Below are 20,941 nucleotides of genomic sequence, written 5' to 3' on the forward strand. Positions count from 1 at the left end.
CGCTATTCAGCGGGTACGAACCGCTGTGGAGCCGTGGCCCGCTTGATTGTCATTGCCGCGACAAGGTTGGCTGCGGCCCCGAGAGCCATGATCAGGATCATGCTCCAGGCAGAGCCGGCGAGAAAACTGTCGGCAAACAGCCACGCGACGAGTGTCCCGGCAGCGGCCCCCAATCCGACCTGCATCGAGGCAACCAGCCCGGATGCCGCACCCGCGAGCTCGGGACGGACACTGACCGCACCCGAAATCGTACTCGGAAGGCACACACCGTTGCCGAGCCCCAGCACGAACATCGGCAGAAAGAGGCTCGCCGCCGTAACGATGCCGGCGGAGGCGAACCCTGCCATCATCGCGACGGCGACGGCGCTCAGCAGCGTGCCTGAAATGATCATCGGATAGAGCCCGAGCCGCTCGGAAAATTTCCCGGACAGGAAGTTTCCGGCAATGTATCCGATCGCAACGAACATGAAATACAGACCCATGTCCGCTGCGCTCAACGCGAGCAGCTGCGCAGCGATGAAAGGCGCACCGCCGAGATAGGCAAAATACGTCATCGCGGCAAAGGCTGCGGTCAGCGCATAGCTCCAGAACAGGGGTTCACTCATCAAGGTGCCATAAGCCCGGAAGGCCCTGCCGAAACCTGCCGAACGGCGTGACCGATTGGTTTCGGGAAGAAAGAGATAGCTTGCAAGGAAAGCGCCGAGCCCGATCAGCAGCAGCAGGAAGAAACCACCCTGCCAGCCATAATACGCATCCAGGACACCGCCAAGGGCCGGTGCGATCGTAGGCATCACGGCCATGCCCATCATGACATAGCCGATCCGGCTTGCTGCCTGGGCAGGGCCATAGAGATCCCTGACAATTGCCCGTGCGAGCACCATGCCGGCGCTTCCCCCCGCGGCCTGCAGGACCCGTGCGGCAATCAGCCATTCAATTGTCGGGGCAAAAAGACACCAGACGGTGCCCGCCACAAACAGAGCCATTCCCGCGACAATCACGGGCCGGCGTCCGAACTGGTCGGACAGGGGTCCCCAGAACAGTTGCGAAACCGCCACCGCGATGAAATAGGCGGACATGGAGAGTTGAATTTCGCCGGCCGATGCCGAAAACACGATCATCATGCCGGCCAATGACGGCAGATAAATCTGCATTGCCAGCGGACTGACCGTGGATATGGCTATCAAAACGCCGAGAGACGGTGCCTCGACAATCCTGTTCTGCTCTGGATGGCCATAGTCCATTCCGCAGCGCAACCCCTACGTCCGATTGAAAACTTTTCACACTCAACGCTGGGTACTCTAATGCCGGGGCGTGATCCGCCCGTGAAAATGTGTCACGTAACGTCACGACGACTTCGATATGCGCTTCCTCTCCTTAGGAAAAGCAGCTCTAACTCTCTGACTTATCGAACTTTCTAAAAACCTGTGTGTTTTGAAAAATCGCCCGCATACCACCATCCGCGTCCCCTGAACGCGTCCGGTCATGAACGTGGTCAATCACGGAATCCCGCCCGCATTCGTCTTCAATCGCAGTCAACCGGGTTTTCGGTTCAATCGAAGACGATCTTGGGGGCGGCCCGATCGGGCGAGGTTGCAGCGCTTTCGATCGTGGCGACAACCTGCCCCGCAATGGTCTTGTAGATCTCGGCGACCGGACCTTCCGGATCAGACACCACGATCGGCGTGCCGGCGTCCGAAGTCTCGCGTATCTTCATGGTCAGCGGTATTTCGCCGAGGAACGGAACGCCGAGGCGCTCTGCTTCCGCACGCGCACCGCCATGTCCGAATATGTCGTGGCGGCTGCCGCAATCGGGGCAGAGGAAATAGCTCATGTTCTCGATGATCCCGAGCACCGGCACGTCGACACGCTTGAACATGTTCAGGCCCTTGCGGGCATCTATCAATGCAAGGTCCTGAGGTGTCGAAACGATCACCGCGCCGGCAAGGGGAACCTGTTGCGCCATGGTGAGCTGGGCGTCGCCCGTTCCGGGGGGCATGTCGACGACAAGCACATCGAGGTCGCCCCAGGCGACTTCCCTGAGCATCTGGGTCAGCGCGGAAATGACCATGGGCCCGCGCCAGATCATGGGGGTTTCCTCCTCGACCATGAAGCCCATCGACATCACCTTGATGCCATAGCCCTCAAGCGGCTTCAGAACGCGCCCCGACACGGTTTCCGGCCGGCCCGACACATTGAAGAGCCGTGGCACGGAAGGGCCATATATGTCGGCATCCAGAACGCCGACCTTCAGGCCGTTTGCCGCCATACCCAGCGCAAGATTGGCCGTTGTCGTCGACTTGCCGACGCCGCCCTTGCCCGAAGCAACGGCAATTATGTGCTTGATGCCCGGCACGCCGGGCTTGGCTGCCGCCTGTTCTTCAGGCGCACGTTGCGCCGGACGGGGAGCCGGCTTGGGTGGGGGGGCGGTGTTGCGCGTGGCGCCCGGTGCGCGCTCCGCGGTCAGCGCCACCATGGCGTTCTCAACGCCGTCCACTTCCCTGACAACTTTTTCGGCCGCTTGCCGCAAGGGTTCGAGTTCCTGCGCGCGTGCGGCGGGGACGGTGATTGAGAAGGCGACACGACCGTCGGAGACGAACACATCGGAAACCAGCCCGAGCGACACGATGTTCCCTTCAAGGTCCGGACCCTTGATCTGTTTCAGGCTCTCGATCACGGCCTGCTTGATTCCATCGCTCATTTCACTGTCCTGTTGCTGTGCGCGCTGTCTGAAGGAAACGCGGTATTTCGCAAGGAAATCTAATTTGCGCGCCGACAAAAACAAGCCGCCAAATTGCTGCATGCGTCTGTTTGTTGACTACGACGGCCACACTAGGAGCATATTCCGGTGGCTGGCGCGAATCCGGTTGCACCGCAGCCGGCTCACGGTAGTGTACTGGCCGCACTGCAAAGCGCCATCTCAAGGCCAACGAAACATCAGGACGTCACATGCCCACTTGTCTCATCACCGCGACCAATCGCGGGATCGGCTTAGAGCTTGCGCGAAAGGCTCTCGCCGACGGCTGGACCGTCTACGGATCGGTCCGGTCGCAATCAGCAGCACAGGAAAGCGCTGAAACGCTGGGTGAAGGTTATGTTCCGCTTGTTTTCGACGTGACCGACCATGACGGCGTGCGCCGCGCTGCAGAGGATCTCGATGAAGTCCTCGACCTGCTCATCAACAATGCCGGCATCATCACCCCGGACCGGCAATCCCCGCTCGACATGGACTTCGAGGGCTTCCTGAAAACGCTGGAAGTCAACACGCTCGCCCCGCTGGCGGTCTCGCAGATCTTTTTGCCGCATCTCAGGAGGTCGGGCGTTGCGAAGATCCTCACCATCTCCAGCCAGATGTCCTGGATGGGATACCGCAAGCCGGACACCCTCGCCTACCGGGCTTCGAAAGCCGCGGTCAACAAGGTCATGCAGGGGCTGGCAACCGAACTGGAGCCTGAGGGAATTCCGGTCGCACTGATCGATCCCGGCTGGGTACGAACGTCGATGGGAGGGGCTGCGGCAGACAATTGCCCCGCCGATGTCGCCGCAGGTATCCTGGCTGTCGCGGCAACGCTCGACCTTGAACGCACCGGAAGGTTCTTCAAGTGGACCGGCGAGGAACGTCCCTTCTGAAACACCGCAATCCGAACTCCGGAGCACACGCATGAGCTGGCCCCCTCCCGTTACCCTGACAGGCATTCACGCAACCCTTTGCCCGCTGGCGCAGAGCCATGCCGCAGACCTGGCCGTTGCCGCGGCCGAGGGAGACCTGTGGAAAGCCTGGTACACATCCATTCCTGCGCCCGGCGAAGTCGAGGCCGAGATCAACCGCCGGCTCGCGTTGCAGGAGGCCGGGTCGATGCTGCCTTTCGCCGTGTTGACACCGGACGGGACGGCTGTGGGCATGACCACCTATATGAACATCGATGCCGCAAACAAGCGCGTTGAAATCGGCTCAACCTGGTACCGCAAATCAGTTCAGAGAACCGGCTTGAATTCCGAATGCAAACGCATGCTTCTCGCCCACGCCTTCGAAGAGCTCGACTGCATTGCCGTAGAGTTCAGAACCCATTTCATGAACAGGCAGAGCCGGGCGGCGATTGAACGCCTCGGTGCGAAACTCGACGGCGTTCTCAGATCGCATCAGCGTGCTGCGGACGGGTCATTGAGAGACACGGCGGTGTATTCGATTCTCTCTCATGAGTGGCCTGCCGTCAGAACCGGGCTGGACTACACCCTGTCAAGGCAACGATGATTTTTCCACACAAAGGTTTGGTGTCCGGTTTTTCACAGCTTTCTTTCACTAGGAACGCAACGGTGAAGCACTGATTTCCTCAGAACTTTACAATCTATTCAGCGTTTCCCCACTTCTTCTTCCAATTTGACTAAGATTTTAAGCAATTGTGAGGAATTGAGGCGCAGGCTTTGTCTATCGGCACAGAAACGATTGGACACGCAATGGAGCTTTATCGCGCCTGCTACCGCAGCAAAATCAAATGGGACAACATGCGTTTGCCGTTGCCCGACGAGATCGACAGAACCCTCCTCCGGATCCGCAGGATCAACCGGAAGGCGGGGGTGACCGGAGCCCTGCTGCTCGTCGACCAGCATATTGTCCAGATCCTTGAGGGTCAGACCGGACAGGTGCTGGATACCGTCTATTGCGTGATGAACGATCCGCGCCTCGAAAGCATCGAGGGCATCATCCACGAGCCCGTGGATTTTCGCCTGTTCCCCAATTCACTCATGTTCTTCCGCGATCTGACCGACGGTGTCGCAGCGGCGTCCCATCCGGTGTTGCGCCCGCTGCTGGATCACCCGGGCGACGTCACGCGGGACGAAGCCTATCTGGCCTTCAGCCACTTCGCGGCCGAATTGCAGGCCGGCCGGCTCACCAATGACATGCTGATGATCTGATGCCCGTCGCGGCGTTGCCTGCGCCGCGTCAACCGTGATGCCCTGAAGCGCATGCCGGAAGCCCATCGTGTCCAGTCCGTGCTTCCGCCGCGCCCAGCTCCTGCTTCCGCACATCGAATTGCCAGCGCCCGTCCTGCGGACGGGTGCAAGGCACTTTGCACAGTTCCTTGCCCGCGAACCTGAACAGAGCATCGAATAGGTTCTTACCTATCGAGGTTGGTATAAGACCTTGCCCTTTGCCTGCCGCGTCCCATAGTGTCTCCAAAACAATCAGTTGTGGAGTTACGCGCCTTTGTCAGGCCCTTACGTGCTGAAACCCGACCCCCTGGACGCCAGGCTTTCAACGACGGTCACCGGAATCGATCAGAACGGGCAATCCGTCGAAACCAGGGTCGTGACCGAAAAACCCCTGACCCTTTATCTCAACGCGCAGGAAGTCGTCACGATGATGACGATCGGCGATCATCCAGACCTGCTCGCTGTGGGCTACCTGAAGAATCAGAACATGCTCACCGACGACGATGTGGTGACCGAGATCGACTATGACGATGATCTCGAGGTCGTGGTTGTCCGCACCGAGCGGGAAACCGACTACGAGGAGAAGCTGAAGAAGAAGGTCCGCACGTCTGGCTGTGCGCAGGGAACCGTTTTCGGCGATGTCATGGACGGCTTCGAAACGGCATCGCTGCCGGCTGACGCCAGACTGCGGACATCCTGGCTCTACAGTCTGACCAAGGCGATCAACACGACACCTTCGCTCTACCTGGAGGCGGGAGCGATTCACGGCTGCGTGCTTTGCCAGGAAGACCGTCCGCTGGTCTACATGGAAGACGTCGGCAGACACAATGCGGTCGACAAGATCGCCGGATGGATGATGCTCAATAGTGTCCCTGCGGGTGACAAGATCTTCTATACGACCGGGCGGCTGACATCGGAAATGGTGATAAAGACCGTGATGATGGGCATTCCCATCCTCGTGTCACGCTCCGGTTTCACAGCCTGGGGCGTCGAGCTGGCACAACGGGCCGGGCTGACGCTGATCGGCCGTGCAAGGGGCAAAAGGTTCGTGGCTCTGGCGGGATCAGAGCGCATCGAGTTCGACATGGACCCTGCCACGGCCGAGGACGAACCGGAAAAATCGAAACGAAAAGGGAGCCTGGCAGCGCAATGACGGCAAAGCGCGACGCCTTGACCATCGACAAGGTTCTCGGGTGCGTCCTGGCGGGCGGGCAATCGCGGCGCATGGGCGGCGGCGACAAGAGCCTGCTTGATATCGGCGGCAAGTCGATGCTCGACGTGATCCTCGCCCGGTTGTCGAGACAGGTCCCTGACATCGTTTTGAACGCCAATGGCGATCCGGCGCGGTTCGCGCAGTTCGGGCTTCCGGTTGTTCCCGATCCGGTCGGGGAATTCGCAGGCCCGCTTGCCGGGGTTCTGGCGGGACTGACCCACGCGGACACATGTCATCCCACGGTCAGTCACGTGGTATCGGTCGCCGGTGACACGCCGTTCTTTCCGACCGACCTTGTGGAGCGCCTGTGTGCGTCCGTGCCGGCCGATGTCCCCGTGATCGCGCTTGCCTCGTCCTCGAGCAAATTGCATCCGGTCTTCGGGCTCTGGCCCGTCAGACTGAAAGACGATCTTCACAGGTGGCTCGAGACCGGACAGAGCGGAAAGGTGCTCGCCTTCGTCGACCGGCACGACAGCGTGGAAGTTTCCTTCGATCGGGACCCGGCAACGGGTCTCGATCCCTTTTTCAATGCCAACAAGCCAGACGACCTGGCGACCGTCCGCAATACGCTGAGTGCACGCTTCACATGACGACCACACCCGTCTTCGGTATCACCGGCTGGAAGAACTCCGGCAAGACGCAACTCGTGACCCGGCTGGTCGCGGAGTTCACTGCACGCGGGTTCAAGGTGTCGACCGTCAAGCACGCGCACCACAATTTCGACATCGACAAGCCTGGAGCGGACAGCTACCGGCACCGCGAGGCAGGTGCCAGCGAGGTCGCCCTGGTTTCCGGCCGCAGGTGGGCGCTGATGCACGAATTGCGGCAGGAGGACGAGCCGTCTCTGGCCGACATCCTCGCGCGGCTCGCACCGTGCGATCTTGTTCTCATCGAAGGCTACAAACGCGAGGATCATCCGAAAATCGAGGCTAGGCGAACGGAAACCATCGATCGTGGCCCCCTCGCCCCGAAGGACCCGAACATTCTCGCCGTCGCTGCGGACCATGCCTTGCCCGATGAGAGCCTGCCCGTCTTCGACCTGGACGATGTTCCTGCCATGGCCGATTTCATCGAGCGCCACCTCGATCTGGAGAGGACCGGACCATGACGGCAAAACGTCTGCTGGATGACTGCTTTCTGCACGACAAGGACAGGCTGAAACATCATGAGGCGCTCGCGATCCTCAAGGACAGGCTGACGACGATTGCGGATGCTGAAACCATCCGGCTCGAAGATTCGCTTGAACGGATCCTTGCCGAAGACGTGAGTGCCCCGCGCGATGTTCCTCTTGCCGACAATTCCGCCGTGGACGGCTACGCGTTCCGGCATTCGGATTTCGACGAAGCCGGCGGTTTCTTCCGGCTCAATCAGCGCGTCGCCGCCGGCCACGCGAGCGGTACCGTACTTGGCCCCTGGGCCGCCGCCCGGATTTTCACCGGTGCCGTCATGCCCCCCGGCGCCGATACCGTGGCCATGCAGGAAGACTGCGAGACCCACACGCAGGACGGCGAGAACTTCGTCATCATTCCGCAGGGCCTGAAACCCGGTGCGAATTGCCGCAAAGCCGGTGAAGACGTTTCGGCCGGCACGTCAATCGTCAAGGTTGGTCACAGATTGCGGCCGCAGGACATGGCGGCCATTGCATCGACCGGCAAGCCGGATGTCAGCGTCTACAGGAAACTCAGGGTCGCGCTCGTTTCGACCGGAGACGAGGTGCGCCGGCCCGGCGACCTGATAACGGTCGGCGACGTCTATGACAGCAACCATTTCCTTCTTCGCGGCCTGTCCGCCATTGCCCCGGTCGATATCGAGGATCTCGGTATCCTGAAGGACGACAAGATGCTGATCGAACGCACGCTACGGGATGCGGCGGAGCGTTTCGACGTCATCCTGACGACGGGCGGCGCCAGCCGCGGTGAAGAGGATCACATTCTCGATACGCTCGACAAGCTCGGACAGCAGCATATGTGGCAACTGGCCATCAAGCCAGGCCGGCCAATGATGTTCGGAACCATCGGGTCTTCCGTCTTTCTCGGACTTCCGGGAAACCCGGTTGCCGCGATGGTCTGCTTTCTTCTCTATGCGCGGCCGGTCATGAGTGTCCTCGCCGGCGGGCAATTTCTTGAACCGCAGAGCTTTCAGGTGCCGGCAGGCTTTGAAATTCCGAAGAAAAAGCCGGACCGGAGGGAGTTCTACCGGGGCTATCTGGAAACGAACAGCGATGGTGTGCAGGTTGCCCGGAAATTCATGCGCGACGGATCCGGCCTGATCACGGGGCTGCGTGAAGCAGACGGCCTGATCGAGATCCCGGAAGATGTCACGCAAATCAAGGCAGGCGACCTGGTCACCTACCTGCCCTTCTCCGGCTTCGGGATCAAGTAATACCAACCTCAACAGGTAAGACCCTATTCGATGGTCTTTTTCAAGCCCGGCGGCTGGCCGCCGGGCTCGAAATCAACATCATCAATAGGCGTAGGGCCATCCGGCGGCGACGAAACGATAGGCGTCACCATCCTTGGCAACGCGGCCCATGCCCGGGAACGGGATGTGGGAGCCGGCAAAGAGCAGCTTATCGGTCGCCGCCTGATCGAAGAAGCGCTTTCTGGTTTCCGCGGCCTTGCCGGAGTCGATGTCGAACCCGATTCCCCAGCCCGGCTGGTCAAACTGGTAGACCGTCATGTGGATGATATCACCCGCAATTACCAGTGTTTCGCCGTTGCTGTCGAAAACGTAGCCCGTATGACCTGGTGTATGTCCCGGAAGCGCCATCGCGCTGACACCCGGCATCAGTTCCTTGTCGCCGGTGAAAAGCGTCTGGCTGCCCTTGTAGGCATCCGCGGCCTTGCGCGCGCCGAGGAAGAAGGGCTTGAACTGTTCGGGCGCACCATTCATGGCCGCATCATCGAACCAGAAGGCATTGTCGGTTTCCGGAAGCATCAGTTCCGCGTTGGCGAACACCCTGTTGCCGTCGCCATCGACAGCCCCGAAAAGGTGGTCGGGATGCATGTGCGTGATGAGGATCGCGTCGATCTGGTCCGGCGAGACACCCGCCGCTTCAAGCGCCGAAGGAAGACGGCCCATGGTCGGGCCGAGCGCATCGGAGGTTCCCGCATCAACCAGCACCAGCCGGTCGCCCGTATTGACCAGATAGGCGTTGACGGGAATGCGCAGCGCGTCGCCCTCGATCAGCGCGGCGTCCCTGAGGCGCTTGCCTTCCGCCGCATCGTAGCCGACCACGACCTCGGGCGTGACGTCGAGATAACCGTCCAGCAGCGCGGTCACTTCCATGTCGCCCACCTTGTAGCGCAAGGCACCCGCCATCGGCTGGCCGGCCTTGGGCGCAGCCGCATTGGCTGCGCCACCGACTAGCGTGATGCCGCCGGCAGCCGCAATTGCACCAGCGCCAGCTGCGGCGCCCAGAAGGGAACGTCTGGAAAGAGAGGGATTGGAATGGGTCATGAACTGCCTCCCGGCTTGACCTGAAGAAGATGTATTTGAAGGCCGGCAACCGTGACACCGGTGCGGCTTCCTAGAAGTTGTTTCATTCATATTGTTTTTGAAGAGCGGACAACCTTATAAAACTCATAAGCAGCAATTATATATACGGATACCTCCACCGACGTCGGATTCAAGAACTCAAATGGACAAACTCAGCGCACTCTCGGGCTTCGTTCAATCAGTCAATCTCGGCAGCTTTTCGGCTGCAGCAAAGCACCTCGGGGTGTCTCAACCCGCCATCAGTCAGCAGGTCAGAGGACTTGAGGACCAGCTCGGCACGCGTCTGCTCAATCGCACGACGCGGCAGCTTCAGCTCACGGAAGCCGGTGAACGCTATTACGCCTACGCACGCGACATTCTGGAAAGGATGGTCGAGGCCGACAGATCGGTCCAGAGCGATGAAACCCAGATGTCCGGCCCGCTCTCGATCGGGCTGCCGCTCGGATTTGCGGAAAGCGTTCTGTCCGATTTCCTCATCCGGTTCAAGAAGGAACATCCCTGTCTGCTGCTGGATATTTCACTATCCGACCAGTTTGTCGATGTCATCCAGGAACGGCTGGATGTCGCCATCAGAATGGGGGAAATCAGGGACGAACGGCTGATCGTGCGGCGTCTTGGTGTTGCGCAGCGTTGCCTGGTCGCGTCACCGGAGTATCTCGACCGCAAGGGCCGCCCCCGCCACCCGGCCGAACTGCCCGAACACGAGTATCTGCTCTACAAGAACATCTCGACGGGTGACCGGGTGCCGTTCATCAGCACGCTGGGAGAAAAGCTGTCGATCAAGATCAATCCGGCGATGATCGTCAACAATTCCTCTACCCTGCGCCAGGCGGCGCTTGCAGGGCTCGGAATTTCGATTGCAAACCGCTGGCTGATCGAGCCCTACCTGGTCTCCGGTGAACTGGAGCTGGTCCTGCCCGAATGGCAATACCCGCCGCACCCGATCCACGCGGTCTACCCGTCCAACCGCTTCATTCCGATCAAGGTGCGCCGGTTCGTCGACAGGCTTCAGGACTATTTCAAGGAAATGGGTGCGCTGGACAAGACTTTCGACGCGCGCAGCTGAGGGACCGGGTCAGCGGATCGCAATTCCAGGCGGCGACAAAACGGAGGAACGCCGCGACGCGCGTTCTAGACTTCGTCGACCGCGACGTACCAGGTTTCTTTCAGTGCCTCCGCCTCCCAGGCCTGCCAGGCTTCCGTGCCGGTCAGCGCGGCGTGATACTGCTGAAAGACCGGGTCCTGCGTGAGCGTATAGGTCGCGAAGCGGCTGACAACCGGCGCGTACATGGCGTCGGCGATCGTGAAATCGCCGAACAGGAACGGCCCGCCGGAGGCATTCAGGCATTCGTTCCAGATATCCACGATCCGCGATACGTCCGCCTTGACGGCATCATCGACGGCCAGCACCTCCACCTGACGGCGCATGTTCATCGGACACGCGTTTCTGAGCGCCGAGAAGCCGGAGTGCATCTCCGCCGAAACGGCGCGGGCGCGGGCGCGCATCTGCCTGTCCTGCGGCAGGAGACCCTTTTCCGGAAAACTCTCGGCCGCATATTCAAGGATCGCAAGACTGTCCCAGACCGTCAGCGATCCGTCTTTCAGCACGGGCACCTTCATGCTCGGAGAAAAGGCGCGAAACTCCGGGTTGCCGTTTTCGAAGTCGAAGGGAACGAGCTTCTCCGCAAAGGCAATGTCCTTGTGCCGCAAGGCAATCCACGGCCGGAACGACCAGGACGAATAGTTCTTGTTGCCGATAAAGAGTTCGAAAGACGTCATTCGGGCCTCCATGGATCGGGAACGGACACCATGCGGCCGGTTCACGAGTTTCACTGTTGCGGTTACCAACTGCTTAGTGGGTCTCTCCGGCCCGAACAAATTCAACTATTTCATGAATTCGATGAAAAAGTCTGATCCGTCCGCGCCACGCGCCGCCGAAACCGGTCAGACCGGCAGATTGGCAACAAGCGGCTCCGATCCTGCCGCCAACGGCACAGCCAGATGGTGCCTTCCGCATCGGCACACAATCTGAAGGCGCAAAAAGCGCAAATTACAATGTGTTTTTTTGTTGGGCATGCTTGAAATTTAGACGGAAGTGTATGGAATAGGGCCTTCGGGCAAAAAGGCGGGAAGAACCCGCTTGCGCCGCGACAAAATATTAGGGGAAGTAAAAATGCGTGTTTTGCGTATGGCTGCAGCCGCAGTTGCTGTTCTGGCTGCCGTTGGTGGTGCTCAAGCGAAGGACTGGTCGAAGGTCCGTATCGGGACTGAAGGCGCCTACCCTCCATTCAACTCACTGACCTCCGACGGTCAGCTCATCGGCTTTGACGTCGACATCGCCAAGGCGCTCTGTGAAGAGATGAAGGTCGAGTGCGAATTCATCACTTCTGACTGGGACGGTATCATTCCCGGCCTGCAGGCCGGCAAGTACGACGCGATCATCGCGTCCATGTCGATCACCGACGAGCGCAAGCAGAAGGTCGACTTCACGAACAAGTACTACAACACACCGCCGGCGATCGCCGTACCGAAGGATTCCAGCATCGCCGGAACCTCCGATGCGGACCTGAGCGGCATCGCGCTCGGCGCCCAGTCGTCGACCACCCATTCGAACTATGCCGAGGAAAAACTGGGGTCGGCTGACCTCAAGCTTTACCCGACGCCGGATGAGTACAAGCTCGACATTGCCAGCGGCCGTATCGACGCCGTCATCGACGATGTCGTGGTCCTTTCCGACTGGCTGGCAACCGAAGACGGCGCCTGCTGCAAGATCCTCGGCACCCTGACGCCGGACCCGGTCATCAACGGTGAAGGCGCGGGCATTGCCATCCGCAAGGACGACGGCGAGCTCAAGGACAAGTTCAACCAGGCACTCGAAGCCATCCTCGCGAACGGCAAGTACAAGGAAATCAACGACAAGTACTTCACCTTCGACGTTTATGGCGGCTGATTTGACGGCCCTTTGACGACCACGGGAGCGCGGCGCGGAACAAGCGCCGCGCTTTCGTTTGCGATATGAATCGCAATACCGGCCAGAGGGGTGGCCGGGCCAGCAACGACAAGAAAAGAAAGAAGCGCCGGCTTATGGAAGAAGCTTTGACGCTGCTGTCCTTCGGGGAAAATGGCTGGGGCGACACGATCGCCAAGGGTGTGCTGATCACCGTCTCGCTTTCGCTTGCCACACTGCCCTTTGGACTGATCATCGGTTTCCTGATTGCGCTCGCCAAGAATTCCAGCGAGCCGAGCCTCAAGCTGGCGGCCAATATCTACACGACCATTTTTCGCGGATTACCGGAACTCCTGACCCTCTTCCTGGTCTTTTTCGGCGTCCAGATCGGATTGCAGCAGCTCCTGAAGCTCATGGGCTTCGACATCTATATCGAGGTCAATTCCTTCGTCGCGGGCATGATCGCGCTCTCGCTGGTGTTTTCCTCTTTCGCCTCGGAAGCGTTTCTGTCGGCATTCCGGGGCATCCCCCAGGGCCAATATGAGGGCGGTTATGCGCTGGGGCTGTCGCGCTTCCAGACGATGGCACTGATCATCCTGCCGCAGCTCATCCGGCTGGCCTTGCCCGCGCTCGGAAATCTCTGGCTGATCCTGCTGAAGGACACGGCCCTCGTCTCGACCATCGGCCTTTCTGATCTGCTGCGCGAAACCAGCATCGCGGCGCGGGTCACGAAGGAACCGTTCCTGTTCTTCGGCCTCGCCTGCCTGATCTACCTTGTCCTGGCGATGATTTCCTCAACCGCCTTCACGCGCATCGAGCGCTGGTCCAAACGCGGTGAGGTGCAAAGATGATCGCGCCTGATCCCACAACGGGCATGAAACCGCCGCCTCCGCGCCCCCTGCCCTGGACCAATGCCAGGATTGCCGGTCACGTGCTCATGGCGCTGTGGATCGTCGCCGGCGTCTCCCTGGTCGTCTATCTGCTCGGCAATCTCGAAAAACCGATCCTGGAGGTCCTTCGGCCCTACCTTCCCGCCGACTGGGCGACCTGGGCGAACGCGCGTCTGGAAACTCATGAATTCGACAGCTTCCTGGAGCGCTACGGCGCCAAATATGTCGAGGGTTTTCTGGTCACGCTGCAGATCGTGGGCCTGTCGCTCCTGTTCGGAGCCCTGCTGTCCATTCCGATCGCGCTGGCGCGGTCGTCATCATGGCGGATCTTTTCCGCGCCGGCCTATGCCTATGTCTACTTCTTCCGCGGAACGCCGCTGCTGGCACAGACCTTTCTCATCTATTACGGGTTCGGGTCCTTCCGGCCCGAACTGCAGTCCGTCGGTCTCTGGTGGTTCTTCCGTGACGCGTTCTACTGCGTCGTCTTTGCATTTTCGCTGAACACGGCCGCCTACCAGGCAGAAATCCTGCGCGGTGCGATCCAGAACATTGCGCGCGGACAGTGGGAGGGCGCGGCCGCGCTGGGTCTCACGCGGCCTGTCACGTTCTTCAAGGTGATTCTGCCCCAGGCACTCATGGTGGCCCTGCGCCCCTATGGCAACGAAATCATTCTCATGATCAAGGGATCGGCCATTGCGGCCATCATCACGATCTACGATATCATGGGTGAAACCCGGCGCGCCTATTCCCGCACCTATGACTTTCAGGCCTATATCTGGGCCGCGGTCATCTATCTCATGATCGTGGAAACGCTTCGCCGGGTGTGGGACAAGATCGAAGCCCGCCTCACCCGTCACCTGAAACGCTGACGCCGGTCGCCTCCCGGGAAGCGTCACAACCCGTCAAGGTCACATGTCAAAGTCACCACGTCCGAATTCCGGTCTTCACCCTGACAGTCTCCTCGCCCATGCGGGCGGCGGGTTCGATCCTGCGACGGGAGCGGTCGTCCCGCCGATCCAGACCGCAACGACCTTCGTGCGCGACGAAGACTATGAACCGATCCGCTCAGGGCACATCTACAGCCGCGACAGCAACGATCTCTACCTCAAGGCGGAAAAGCTGATTGCCGCGCTGGAGGACGGTGCGGAAAGCCGCCTGTTCGCATCGGGCATGGCGGCGATAGCGGCCATCGTCCGCAGTATCAAACCGGGCGGCACCCTTCTGGTCCAATCCGGTATCTACTGGGGCACGACCCTGTTCTTGCGCAAGCACTGCGCGCGCAACGACATCGTCCTCGTGGAATCGGATGCCAGCAATTTCGACAGCATTCACGACGAGATTTCGATCACCAAGCCCGACATGGTCTGGCTGGAAGTTCCGAGCAACCCTTATCTGAAAGTCGCCGATATCGGCCGGATATCAAAGCTGTGCAAGGAGCATAATGCCCTGCTTGCCGTCGACGCGACGGCGGCAACGCCCCTGATCCTGAAGCCGCTTGCGCTCGGTGCGGATCTTGTCATGCACTCGGCGACCAAGGCGCTTAACGGCCACTCTGATCTTCTGGGCGGTGTCGTTTCGACCAGGGATGCCGACAGCGAGGCGTGGACATTCATCTGCGAGGAACGCCAGATAGCAGGCGCTATTCTCGGCTCATTCGAAGCCTGGCTGCTGCTGCGCGGTCTCAGAACGCTGGCGCTGCGGGTCGAACGCATGAACGCCAACGCGATGGCGCTGGCGCAATATCTGAAGACGCATCCGAATGTCGACGATGTCCTTTACCCCGGGCTTCCCGGCCACCCGCATCATGATCTTGCGAAGGCGCAAATGACCGGTGGTTTCGGCTCGCTCCTGTCTGTCCAGGTCAAGGGCGGCAAAGCCGCTGCGCTCCGTGTTGCCGGAAGTCTCGACGTCTTCCAGCGCGCCACGTCGCTCGGCGGTACGGAAAGCCTCGTTGAGCACCGCCACACGATCGAGGGCGACGTCACGAATGTGCCGGAAAACCTGCTTCGGCTCTCTGTCGGCATTGAACACGAGGCCGACCTTGTTTCGGATTTCGAGCAGGCACTGACGGCGATCAAGTGAGGCTTGGAAGACACGCGTGAGGTCCGGCGTGCAACGTGGCTGCTGACACCTCGGCACCCATGCAGGCCTTACGAGGCCGGCGATGGCTTGTTGCGATTTTTTCCGATGCCTGCGACGACCGGTTCGTTGAACCCGTCTTGCTACGACTGCGCAGTTCACATTTTCTGGCGAAATCGCGCAAGTTCGGGGCGTTGTGCCTGTTGATCGCGCTGTCAGACGACGACGCCTCATTTTCAACGTGATAGGATTTCGACGTTTCATATCTTTGGGCGAGATCATTTCGTGAGTACAATCAAACGCTTTTGCCTGTTGGCGACGATCTCTCTGGCGGTTGCGTCTTGTGCCGGGAATGGAATAACCCACCAGCCGCTTCCGGAAGACCTCGTCGAAGGTGCGTCGGTCCTGAATTTCGAAACTGCAAGGACATGGGCAGATGCGTTTTCTCCCGGATACTCCGCGACACTGAAGACACGCGAGAAGCAGATCAGAGCTTCGGGACTGGCAAGCGGAGATGTCAACATCCTGGTCTTGTCCGGAGGCGGTCAGAACGGAGCTTTCGGGGCCGGCTATCTGAATGGCTGGACGAAACGCGGAGACCGCCCGCAGTTCGAAATCGTGACGGGTGTCAGTACGGGTGCGCTCATTGCGCCGCTCGCGTTTCTCGGACCGAAATACGATGCGGATCTGGAACGCTTCTACACCACCCACAGCACGCGTGACATCATAAAGCCGAACTACATCGCAGGTCTTTTGAGCGGGGCGGCCGTTACCGACAGCAAGCCTCTTGCAAGCCTTATCGCGGAATTCGTAACCCCGGAATTTCTGGCCGAGGTTGCCAGGGAACATCGGCGTGGCCGGCGCCTGGCGCTGATCACGACAAACATCGAAGCGCAGCGCCCGGTGATCTGGGACATGGGACAAATCGCGGAAGCCGGAACCGTCGAATCCGTCGACCTGTTCCGCAAGGTCGTGCTGGCCTCGGCCTCCATTCCCGGCGCGTTCCCGCCGGTTCAGATAGACGTTGTGGCGGACGGTCAAACCTACAGCGAACTGCATGTGGACGGCGCGACGACGACAAACCTGTTCCTTGCCCCGTTGAACCTGACCGTCTTCAACGACACTCCGAAGCGCAGGGGCCGGATTTTCATTTTGACGAACGGGAAATATCTCCCGGAATACAGACCTGTGAAAGCCAAGACCATACCGCTGGCAGGCCGTGCGTTTTCAACACTGCTGAAATACAGCACAAAGGCCGATGTCCAGCGGCTGCAGCTTTTCGCCGACCGCACCGGGGCCGAACTGCGCTTCGTTTCGATACCAATCGAGTTTGACGAGGACAGCACGGAACCCTTCGACAAGGATTACATGAACGCGCTCTACGACTTCGGCTACGGTGCCGGTGAGCGCCGCGACCTGGAGACGTCCCGGCCAAGGGTGTTCTAGGCGCGGCGTGCGGCGCGACCGCTGCCAATCGAACACCCGATCAATTGCCGAAGATCCACACCCTGTATCCGGCCAATGCCAATCCTGCCTTTATCGAGCTCTCGGGGACAGAATGCCGGTGTTTGTGCTAGGGATTCGGGGAACGCCCCGGACCTGACCCGGCCCGTTGACAGCCGCCACGTTTACCTGAGAGAACTCAAATGCACACACATGACATGTCATCCTGGACGCACGACCACGTCTTCGGACAGGACAAGGCACGCCCCGGTGAACGGCGCACGCTGATCATCGTGCTTGTGACCGCCGTCTTCATGGTCGTGGAGATTGTTGCTGGGCTTTACTACGGCTCCATGGCGCTGCTCGCGGACGGGCTTCACATGGCCAGTCACGCGGCTGCCCTGGGGATCAGCGTCGCCGCTTATGTTTATGCCCGGCGCCACGCAAGCGACCGGCGGTTCTCGTTCGGAACCGGCAAGGTCAACAGCCTTGCGGCCTTCGCCAGTGCGATCCTACTGGGCGGGTTCGCGGTTGTGATGGCAGTGGAGAGCATCGAGCGCCTTTTCAATCCTGTCACGATCAGCTTCGATCAGGCGATCCTCGTGGCCGTTCTGGGACTTGCCGTGAATGGTGCGAGCGCCTGGCTGCTGGCTTCGACCCCTCACCATCATCACGGGCATGATCATGGTCATGGGCACGATCACGGCCATGATCATCATCATGAGCACCACCACCACCATCATCACGAAGAGGGCGAGACAGCCTCCGAACTCCACAAGGACCACAATCTGAGGGCAGCCTACCTTCACGTCCTTGCCGATGCACTGACATCCCTGCTCGCGATCATCGCGTTGCTGGCAGGCAAATTTGCCGGTGCTGCCTGGCTGGACCCGATCATGGGCATCGTTGGCGCCGTCTTGGTGGCTCACTGGTCCCTGGGTCTGTTGCGGATGTCGGCGAAGGTGCTGCTGGACTGGCAGGCGGAAGAGCCGAAGGTCGAGAAACTGCGCCGCGCACTGCTCGCAGATGACACCGACCGGATCGCGGATATTCACGTCTGGTCAATCGGACAAAGCCAGTATGCGGCCGAAGTCGTGATTGTCAGCGATACCCCGCGCAATCCGGGCCACTACAAGGCGCTCATCCCGGACAATCTTGGCATCGTGCATATGAGCCTGGAGGTTCACCGCTGCGGCGCGTTGCAAGAGGCGGCCTGACGGCCTCAACATATCCGGACAAAACAAGGATGTGCCACGCGCCCGCCGGGACGGGCGCGTGGCGCAGGACTTAGTCGCTGCGGACGATGCCGCTGTAGTCGCCGCGCAATTGCAGCGTTACCGTGATCGCTGACTTGTCGCGGTTCCGCCAGAACCAGCCATGGTCACCCGCGAACGGGGTCTCGAAGCTGCCCTCACCCGAGGTCTGGCCGCGGCCCTTTTCATAGGTCACGTTTTCCCCGCCTGCATGGGCGTGCAGATCGAAGTTGATCCGTCCGCCGTCTGCGACCCAGGCGTAGGTCAGCGTTGCGCCCTTCTCCATGGTTGCCTTGATCTCGGTGTAAGCTCCAGGCTCAAGCGTGAAGGTCACCTCGTCGGTCCACGCCTCCTGCGCATGCGCAGTCGAGACGAACAGACCGAGGACATCGTCAATCAAGGACGATGATCCCTCCGCACCGTGCAGCTTTTCGTCTTCGGCGGCTTCCTTCGCCAGTTGCTGCTTGATCTCGCCCATTTCGGTGAGGCCGAGAACAGTGCCGACCCCGGTGGGATCGATGCCGTACTCGGCCGGCAGGTAGACCATGGTGCCGATTGCGGCAGCACCGATAAGGGCAACGATCGACATGCGGCGGAGCTGCCGGTTGCTCGGCAGGTCTTCGAGTTTGGGTTGGGGGGCGTTGTACATTGCTCTCTCCAATCATGCCGTGCTGGCGATGTAACCGGCGATCTGCTGGTAGGTCAGCAGCACGCCGAGGAAAACCATGATGATATTCGCGATTTTGGCCTGTTGCAGGAACTTCGGGCTTTTGCGCCAGTATCCCATGACAATGAGGATCACGAACAGGGCCAGAAGCTGCCCGATCTCGACACCCACGTTGAAGGCGAGCAGATTGGCCAGAAGGCCGTCCGGGGAGATCCTGTATTCCAGGATCTTGGAGGCCAGGCCCGTCCCGTGGAACAGTCCGAAGATGAACGTCGCGGCCTTGGTGTTCGGCTGAAAACCGAACCATGTCTGAAAGGCACCGAGATTGTCGAGCGCCTTGTAAACCACCGACAGGCCGATGATCGCGTCGATGATGTAAGCATTGATGCCCCAGCCATACCAGACGCCGAGAAGCATGGTGATTGAATGGCCGAGGGCAAACAGGCTCACGTAGAGAGCGACTTCCTTCATCCTGTAGAGAAAAAAGACGACTCCCAGGAGGAAGAGAATGTGGTCGTATCCCGTGACCATGTGCTTGGCCCCGAGATAGATGAACGGGATGATGTGGACACCCCAGATTTCCTGGATGTAACCCGCGTCGCCCGGGGTTACATCATGCGCGGCAGCTGTTTGGATGCCTGCGGCAAAACACAGAAACAGGAGTGAAAGGGCAACGACCAAGGCATGCGACAGCCTGGTTTGCCCCGTGATTGAATAAGGCTTCATAAGGTCCTTCCAAGTGAATGACAGATTCTTGACGTGCCCGAGGCGGGCGAACTGTCAGCCCCTTGGAGGACGTTTCGGCGGGGAAGTGAGCGCGGAGGTCGCGTCGCTGACGGGCAGCCGCCAGGACGAGTTATCAAACACATGCGGGGATTTCGGGCCGGACTTCACAAGGACAGCGGCGTTGTGGTCATGGTCCGCAAGGTCGTGCTGATGGCCATGCATGGCCCACAGCAGATCGATCTCGAACCCGTGTGAATGGCCGTGGTCTTCGATCATCTGAAAATGTTCCTGGACCGTTTCCAGGATCCTCGGTGTGTGAGACGCGGACGGAACGGTCGTCCAGACGCACAGGCAAATGCACACCAGCCCCGTCAGGAGCCTCCGCAAAACCAGATTTTTTCTCACCCTCAATCGGCTCAAGTCGGCTTCCTGTTCACCTAGAAACGCCAATGAATGAATCGGCTGCGTGACCTGCTTCTTTGAATTAGCGGGAAATATGGCCAAACAACAGGCGTTTGCAAGAGCCAAGTTCGTTGAGCGCGGCGTCGGTGTCCCGTTCTCGCCGAGATTTTCACTGCAGCAGATCGCGACTGGCGAAGAGCACGATGAGCAGGCCTGCGGCGGCATCAAGCAACCGGGATACGGTCGCAAAGGCATCCCCATTGCCTGAAACGGTCTGCAATATGGTCCGGCGCCCAACCACGGCAGCAACAGCGACCAGACCGAGCGTCAGCGCGATCCCGATCACCATCGATCCGGCGAACACGAGCCCGGCTTCCGGAACGCCCTGCGACAAGGCCGCGACGACAACGAACAGGGTCAATGGGCACGGAACCAGGCCGGTCGTCAACGCGACCCCGATTCCTTCGTGACGGCCTTCCCGCCGTGTGGCGCGAACGGCGCGAACGAGCAACCACAAACCGATCGCGACCAGTATGGCGCGGCTCAGGACCTCCAGAGCCGGGGCACGCCCGCCGCCGACGAACGACCGCTCCATCAGATGGGCTGCAAAAAAGGCAATCAGGACCGCAGTGACAACGTGCGTTGCCGCCAGAACCGTGGAGAGCGACAGCGCCCGCATGAACCCGTTTTCCGAGCCCGCGACGTAACTGGCCAGTATGCTCTTGCCATGGCCCGGCGTCAGCGCATGGATCGCGCCGAACACGATCCCGGTTCCGATCATCCCCGGGAGCAGCCAGACATCGCTCGACTGGCCGAACTCCAGGATCGAGCTCCGCACCCCTTCGTAAATCCAGCGTTGCCACGCGACCAGCAGGTCCATCATCTCTTCATTCC

General features: G+C 60.2%; 22 protein-coding genes. 14 read left to right on the forward strand and 8 right to left on the reverse strand.

Features of this window, described 5'->3' with window-relative positions:
• Nucleotides 1-2: 2 nt before the first annotated feature.
• Nucleotides 3-1,241 (reverse strand): multidrug effflux MFS transporter, encoded by a 1,239-nt coding sequence (locus tag ACO08A_RS26865; RefSeq protein ID WP_422038908.1) that lies wholly within the window; start codon nt 1,239-1,241, stop codon nt 3-5.
• Nucleotides 1,242-1,549: 308 nt separating this feature from the next.
• Nucleotides 1,550-2,698, reverse strand: coding sequence for an Mrp/NBP35 family ATP-binding protein (locus ACO08A_RS26870; protein ID WP_422038909.1), 1,149 nt, complete (start codon nt 2,696-2,698; stop codon nt 1,550-1,552).
• Nucleotides 2,699-2,946: 248 nt separating this feature from the next.
• Here ACO08A_RS26870 and ACO08A_RS26875 point away from each other — a divergent pair, with 248 nt between their 5' ends.
• The 7 genes from ACO08A_RS26875 to glp all read left to right on the forward strand — a co-directional run bounded on the left by ACO08A_RS26875 (nt 2,947) and on the right by glp (nt 8,524).
• Nucleotides 2,947-3,627: an SDR family oxidoreductase gene (locus tag ACO08A_RS26875; protein ID WP_422038910.1), complete on the forward strand. Its 681-nt coding sequence runs from the start codon at nt 2,947-2,949 to the stop codon at nt 3,625-3,627.
• Between the two features lie 31 nt (nt 3,628-3,658).
• Nucleotides 3,659-4,249 carry a GNAT family N-acetyltransferase gene (locus tag ACO08A_RS26880; protein ID WP_422038911.1) on the forward strand — a complete coding sequence of 197 codons (591 nt, stop codon included), beginning with the start codon at nt 3,659-3,661 and terminating at the stop codon, nt 4,247-4,249.
• Between the two features lie 203 nt (nt 4,250-4,452).
• Nucleotides 4,453-4,911: a BLUF domain-containing protein gene (locus tag ACO08A_RS26885; RefSeq protein WP_421982737.1), complete on the forward strand. Its 459-nt coding sequence runs from the start codon at nt 4,453-4,455 to the stop codon at nt 4,909-4,911.
• Nucleotides 4,912-5,203: 292 nt separating this feature from the next.
• The gene (gene fdhD / locus ACO08A_RS26890; RefSeq protein ID WP_422038912.1) at nt 5,204-6,082 is read left to right on the forward strand and encodes a formate dehydrogenase accessory sulfurtransferase FdhD; all 879 of its coding nucleotides are present in this window, start codon (nt 5,204-5,206) and stop codon (nt 6,080-6,082) included.
• On the forward strand, nt 6,079-6,732 hold the full coding sequence (mobA, locus tag ACO08A_RS26895; RefSeq protein WP_422038913.1) for a molybdenum cofactor guanylyltransferase MobA: 654 nt from the start codon (nt 6,079-6,081) through the stop codon (nt 6,730-6,732). Before fdhD ends, mobA begins: the two co-directional genes overlap by 4 nt.
• Complete coding sequence (mobB, locus tag ACO08A_RS26900) at nt 6,729-7,250, forward strand: molybdopterin-guanine dinucleotide biosynthesis protein B (protein WP_422038914.1); 522 nt, start codon at nt 6,729-6,731, stop codon at nt 7,248-7,250. Before mobA ends, mobB begins: the two co-directional genes overlap by 4 nt.
• Nucleotides 7,247-8,524: a gephyrin-like molybdotransferase Glp gene (gene glp / locus ACO08A_RS26905; protein ID WP_422038915.1), complete on the forward strand. Its 1,278-nt coding sequence runs from the start codon at nt 7,247-7,249 to the stop codon at nt 8,522-8,524. The genes mobB and glp overlap by 4 nt, the downstream gene beginning before the upstream one ends.
• 81 nt (nt 8,525-8,605) lie before the next feature.
• Here glp and ACO08A_RS26910 read toward each other — a convergent pair whose 3' ends face one another.
• Nucleotides 8,606-9,601: an MBL fold metallo-hydrolase gene (locus tag ACO08A_RS26910; protein WP_422038916.1), complete on the reverse strand. Its 996-nt coding sequence runs from the start codon at nt 9,599-9,601 to the stop codon at nt 8,606-8,608.
• A 181-nt stretch (nt 9,602-9,782) separates the two neighbouring features.
• Between ACO08A_RS26910 and ACO08A_RS26915 the strand changes: the two genes are divergently transcribed.
• Nucleotides 9,783-10,706, forward strand: a complete 924-nt coding sequence (locus ACO08A_RS26915; RefSeq protein ID WP_422038918.1) for a LysR family transcriptional regulator — start codon at nt 9,783-9,785, stop codon at nt 10,704-10,706.
• A 65-nt stretch (nt 10,707-10,771) separates the two neighbouring features.
• Here ACO08A_RS26915 and ACO08A_RS26920 read toward each other — a convergent pair whose 3' ends face one another.
• Nucleotides 10,772-11,419, reverse strand: coding sequence for a glutathione S-transferase family protein (locus ACO08A_RS26920; RefSeq protein WP_422038919.1), 648 nt, complete (start codon nt 11,417-11,419; stop codon nt 10,772-10,774).
• Nucleotides 11,420-11,813: 394 nt separating this feature from the next.
• Between ACO08A_RS26920 and ACO08A_RS26925 the strand changes: the two genes are divergently transcribed.
• The 6 genes from ACO08A_RS26925 (at nt 11,814) to dmeF (ending at nt 18,216) form a co-directional block, all read left to right on the forward strand.
• Nucleotides 11,814-12,590 carry an ABC transporter substrate-binding protein gene (locus tag ACO08A_RS26925; RefSeq protein ID WP_422038920.1) on the forward strand — a complete coding sequence of 259 codons (777 nt, stop codon included), beginning with the start codon at nt 11,814-11,816 and terminating at the stop codon, nt 12,588-12,590.
• A gap of 134 nt (nt 12,591-12,724) precedes the next feature.
• Entirely contained in the window at nt 12,725-13,438 is a 714-nt protein-coding gene (locus tag ACO08A_RS26930; RefSeq protein ID WP_421982728.1) for an ABC transporter permease, read from the forward strand.
• Nucleotides 13,435-14,346: an ABC transporter permease gene (locus ACO08A_RS26935; protein WP_422038921.1), complete on the forward strand. Its 912-nt coding sequence runs from the start codon at nt 13,435-13,437 to the stop codon at nt 14,344-14,346. The genes ACO08A_RS26930 and ACO08A_RS26935 overlap by 4 nt, the downstream gene beginning before the upstream one ends.
• A 43-nt stretch (nt 14,347-14,389) precedes the next feature.
• The gene (locus ACO08A_RS26940; RefSeq protein WP_422038922.1) at nt 14,390-15,559 is read left to right on the forward strand and encodes a trans-sulfuration enzyme family protein; all 1,170 of its coding nucleotides are present in this window, start codon (nt 14,390-14,392) and stop codon (nt 15,557-15,559) included.
• Nucleotides 15,560-15,841: 282 nt separating this feature from the next.
• Complete coding sequence (locus tag ACO08A_RS26945) at nt 15,842-17,002, forward strand: patatin-like phospholipase family protein (RefSeq protein WP_422038923.1); 1,161 nt, start codon at nt 15,842-15,844, stop codon at nt 17,000-17,002.
• A 200-nt stretch (nt 17,003-17,202) separates the two neighbouring features.
• Nucleotides 17,203-18,216, forward strand: a complete 1,014-nt coding sequence (dmeF, locus tag ACO08A_RS26950) for a CDF family Co(II)/Ni(II) efflux transporter DmeF (RefSeq protein WP_422038924.1) — start codon at nt 17,203-17,205, stop codon at nt 18,214-18,216.
• A 70-nt stretch (nt 18,217-18,286) separates the two neighbouring features.
• Here the strand turns inward: dmeF and ACO08A_RS26955 are convergent, their stop codons facing one another.
• The 4 genes from ACO08A_RS26955 to ACO08A_RS26970 form a co-directional block, all read right to left on the reverse strand.
• Nucleotides 18,287-18,901, reverse strand: coding sequence for a transmembrane anchor protein (locus ACO08A_RS26955; RefSeq protein WP_422038925.1), 615 nt, complete (start codon nt 18,899-18,901; stop codon nt 18,287-18,289).
• Nucleotides 18,902-18,913: 12 nt separating this feature from the next.
• Nucleotides 18,914-19,645 carry a HupE/UreJ family protein gene (locus tag ACO08A_RS26960; RefSeq protein ID WP_422038926.1) on the reverse strand — a complete coding sequence of 244 codons (732 nt, stop codon included), beginning with the start codon at nt 19,643-19,645 and terminating at the stop codon, nt 18,914-18,916.
• Between the two features lie 54 nt (nt 19,646-19,699).
• A complete protein-coding gene (locus ACO08A_RS26965) occupies nt 19,700-19,921 on the reverse strand; it encodes a hypothetical protein (protein ID WP_422038927.1) in 222 nt (73 codons plus the stop codon).
• A gap of 295 nt (nt 19,922-20,216) precedes the next feature.
• The gene (locus ACO08A_RS26970; RefSeq protein WP_422038928.1) at nt 20,217-20,930 is read right to left on the reverse strand and encodes an ABC transporter permease; all 714 of its coding nucleotides are present in this window, start codon (nt 20,928-20,930) and stop codon (nt 20,217-20,219) included.
• Nucleotides 20,931-20,941 lie beyond the last annotated feature (11 nt).

The organism is Roseibium sp. (assembly GCF_965232425.1).
Taxonomy (GTDB): Bacteria; Pseudomonadota; Alphaproteobacteria; order Rhizobiales; family Stappiaceae; genus Roseibium.

Bases quoted from the DNA above. Each gene is read 5' to 3' on its own strand.
- ACO08A_RS26865 (WP_422038908.1), bottom strand. From the start codon at position 1,241: ATGGACTATGGCCATCCAGAGCAGAACAGGATTGTCGAGGCACCGTCT.
- ACO08A_RS26870 (WP_422038909.1), bottom strand. From the start codon at position 2,698: ATGAGCGATGGAATCAAGCAGGCCGTGATCGAGAGCCTGAAACAGATC.
- ACO08A_RS26875 (WP_422038910.1), top strand. From the start codon at position 2,947: ATGCCCACTTGTCTCATCACCGCGACCAATCGCGGGATCGGCTTAGAG.
- ACO08A_RS26880 (WP_422038911.1), top strand. From the start codon at position 3,659: ATGAGCTGGCCCCCTCCCGTTACCCTGACAGGCATTCACGCAACCCTT.
- ACO08A_RS26885 (WP_421982737.1), top strand. From the start codon at position 4,453: ATGGAGCTTTATCGCGCCTGCTACCGCAGCAAAATCAAATGGGACAAC.
- mobA (WP_422038913.1), top strand. From the start codon at position 6,079: ATGACGGCAAAGCGCGACGCCTTGACCATCGACAAGGTTCTCGGGTGC.
- mobB (WP_422038914.1), top strand. From the start codon at position 6,729: ATGACGACCACACCCGTCTTCGGTATCACCGGCTGGAAGAACTCCGGC.
- glp (WP_422038915.1), top strand. From the start codon at position 7,247: ATGACGGCAAAACGTCTGCTGGATGACTGCTTTCTGCACGACAAGGAC.
- ACO08A_RS26910 (WP_422038916.1), bottom strand. From the start codon at position 9,601: ATGACCCATTCCAATCCCTCTCTTTCCAGACGTTCCCTTCTGGGCGCC.
- ACO08A_RS26915 (WP_422038918.1), top strand. From the start codon at position 9,783: ATGGACAAACTCAGCGCACTCTCGGGCTTCGTTCAATCAGTCAATCTC.
- ACO08A_RS26920 (WP_422038919.1), bottom strand. From the start codon at position 11,419: ATGACGTCTTTCGAACTCTTTATCGGCAACAAGAACTATTCGTCCTGG.
- ACO08A_RS26925 (WP_422038920.1), top strand. From the start codon at position 11,814: ATGCGTGTTTTGCGTATGGCTGCAGCCGCAGTTGCTGTTCTGGCTGCC.
- ACO08A_RS26930 (WP_421982728.1), top strand. From the start codon at position 12,725: ATGGAAGAAGCTTTGACGCTGCTGTCCTTCGGGGAAAATGGCTGGGGC.
- ACO08A_RS26935 (WP_422038921.1), top strand. From the start codon at position 13,435: ATGATCGCGCCTGATCCCACAACGGGCATGAAACCGCCGCCTCCGCGC.
- ACO08A_RS26940 (WP_422038922.1), top strand. From the start codon at position 14,390: ATGTCAAAGTCACCACGTCCGAATTCCGGTCTTCACCCTGACAGTCTC.
- dmeF (WP_422038924.1), top strand. From the start codon at position 17,203: ATGCACACACATGACATGTCATCCTGGACGCACGACCACGTCTTCGGA.
- ACO08A_RS26955 (WP_422038925.1), bottom strand. From the start codon at position 18,901: ATGTACAACGCCCCCCAACCCAAACTCGAAGACCTGCCGAGCAACCGG.
- ACO08A_RS26960 (WP_422038926.1), bottom strand. From the start codon at position 19,645: ATGAAGCCTTATTCAATCACGGGGCAAACCAGGCTGTCGCATGCCTTG.
- ACO08A_RS26965 (WP_422038927.1), bottom strand. From the start codon at position 19,921: ATGATCGAAGACCACGGCCATTCACACGGGTTCGAGATCGATCTGCTG.
- ACO08A_RS26970 (WP_422038928.1), bottom strand. From the start codon at position 20,930: ATGATGGACCTGCTGGTCGCGTGGCAACGCTGGATTTACGAAGGGGTG.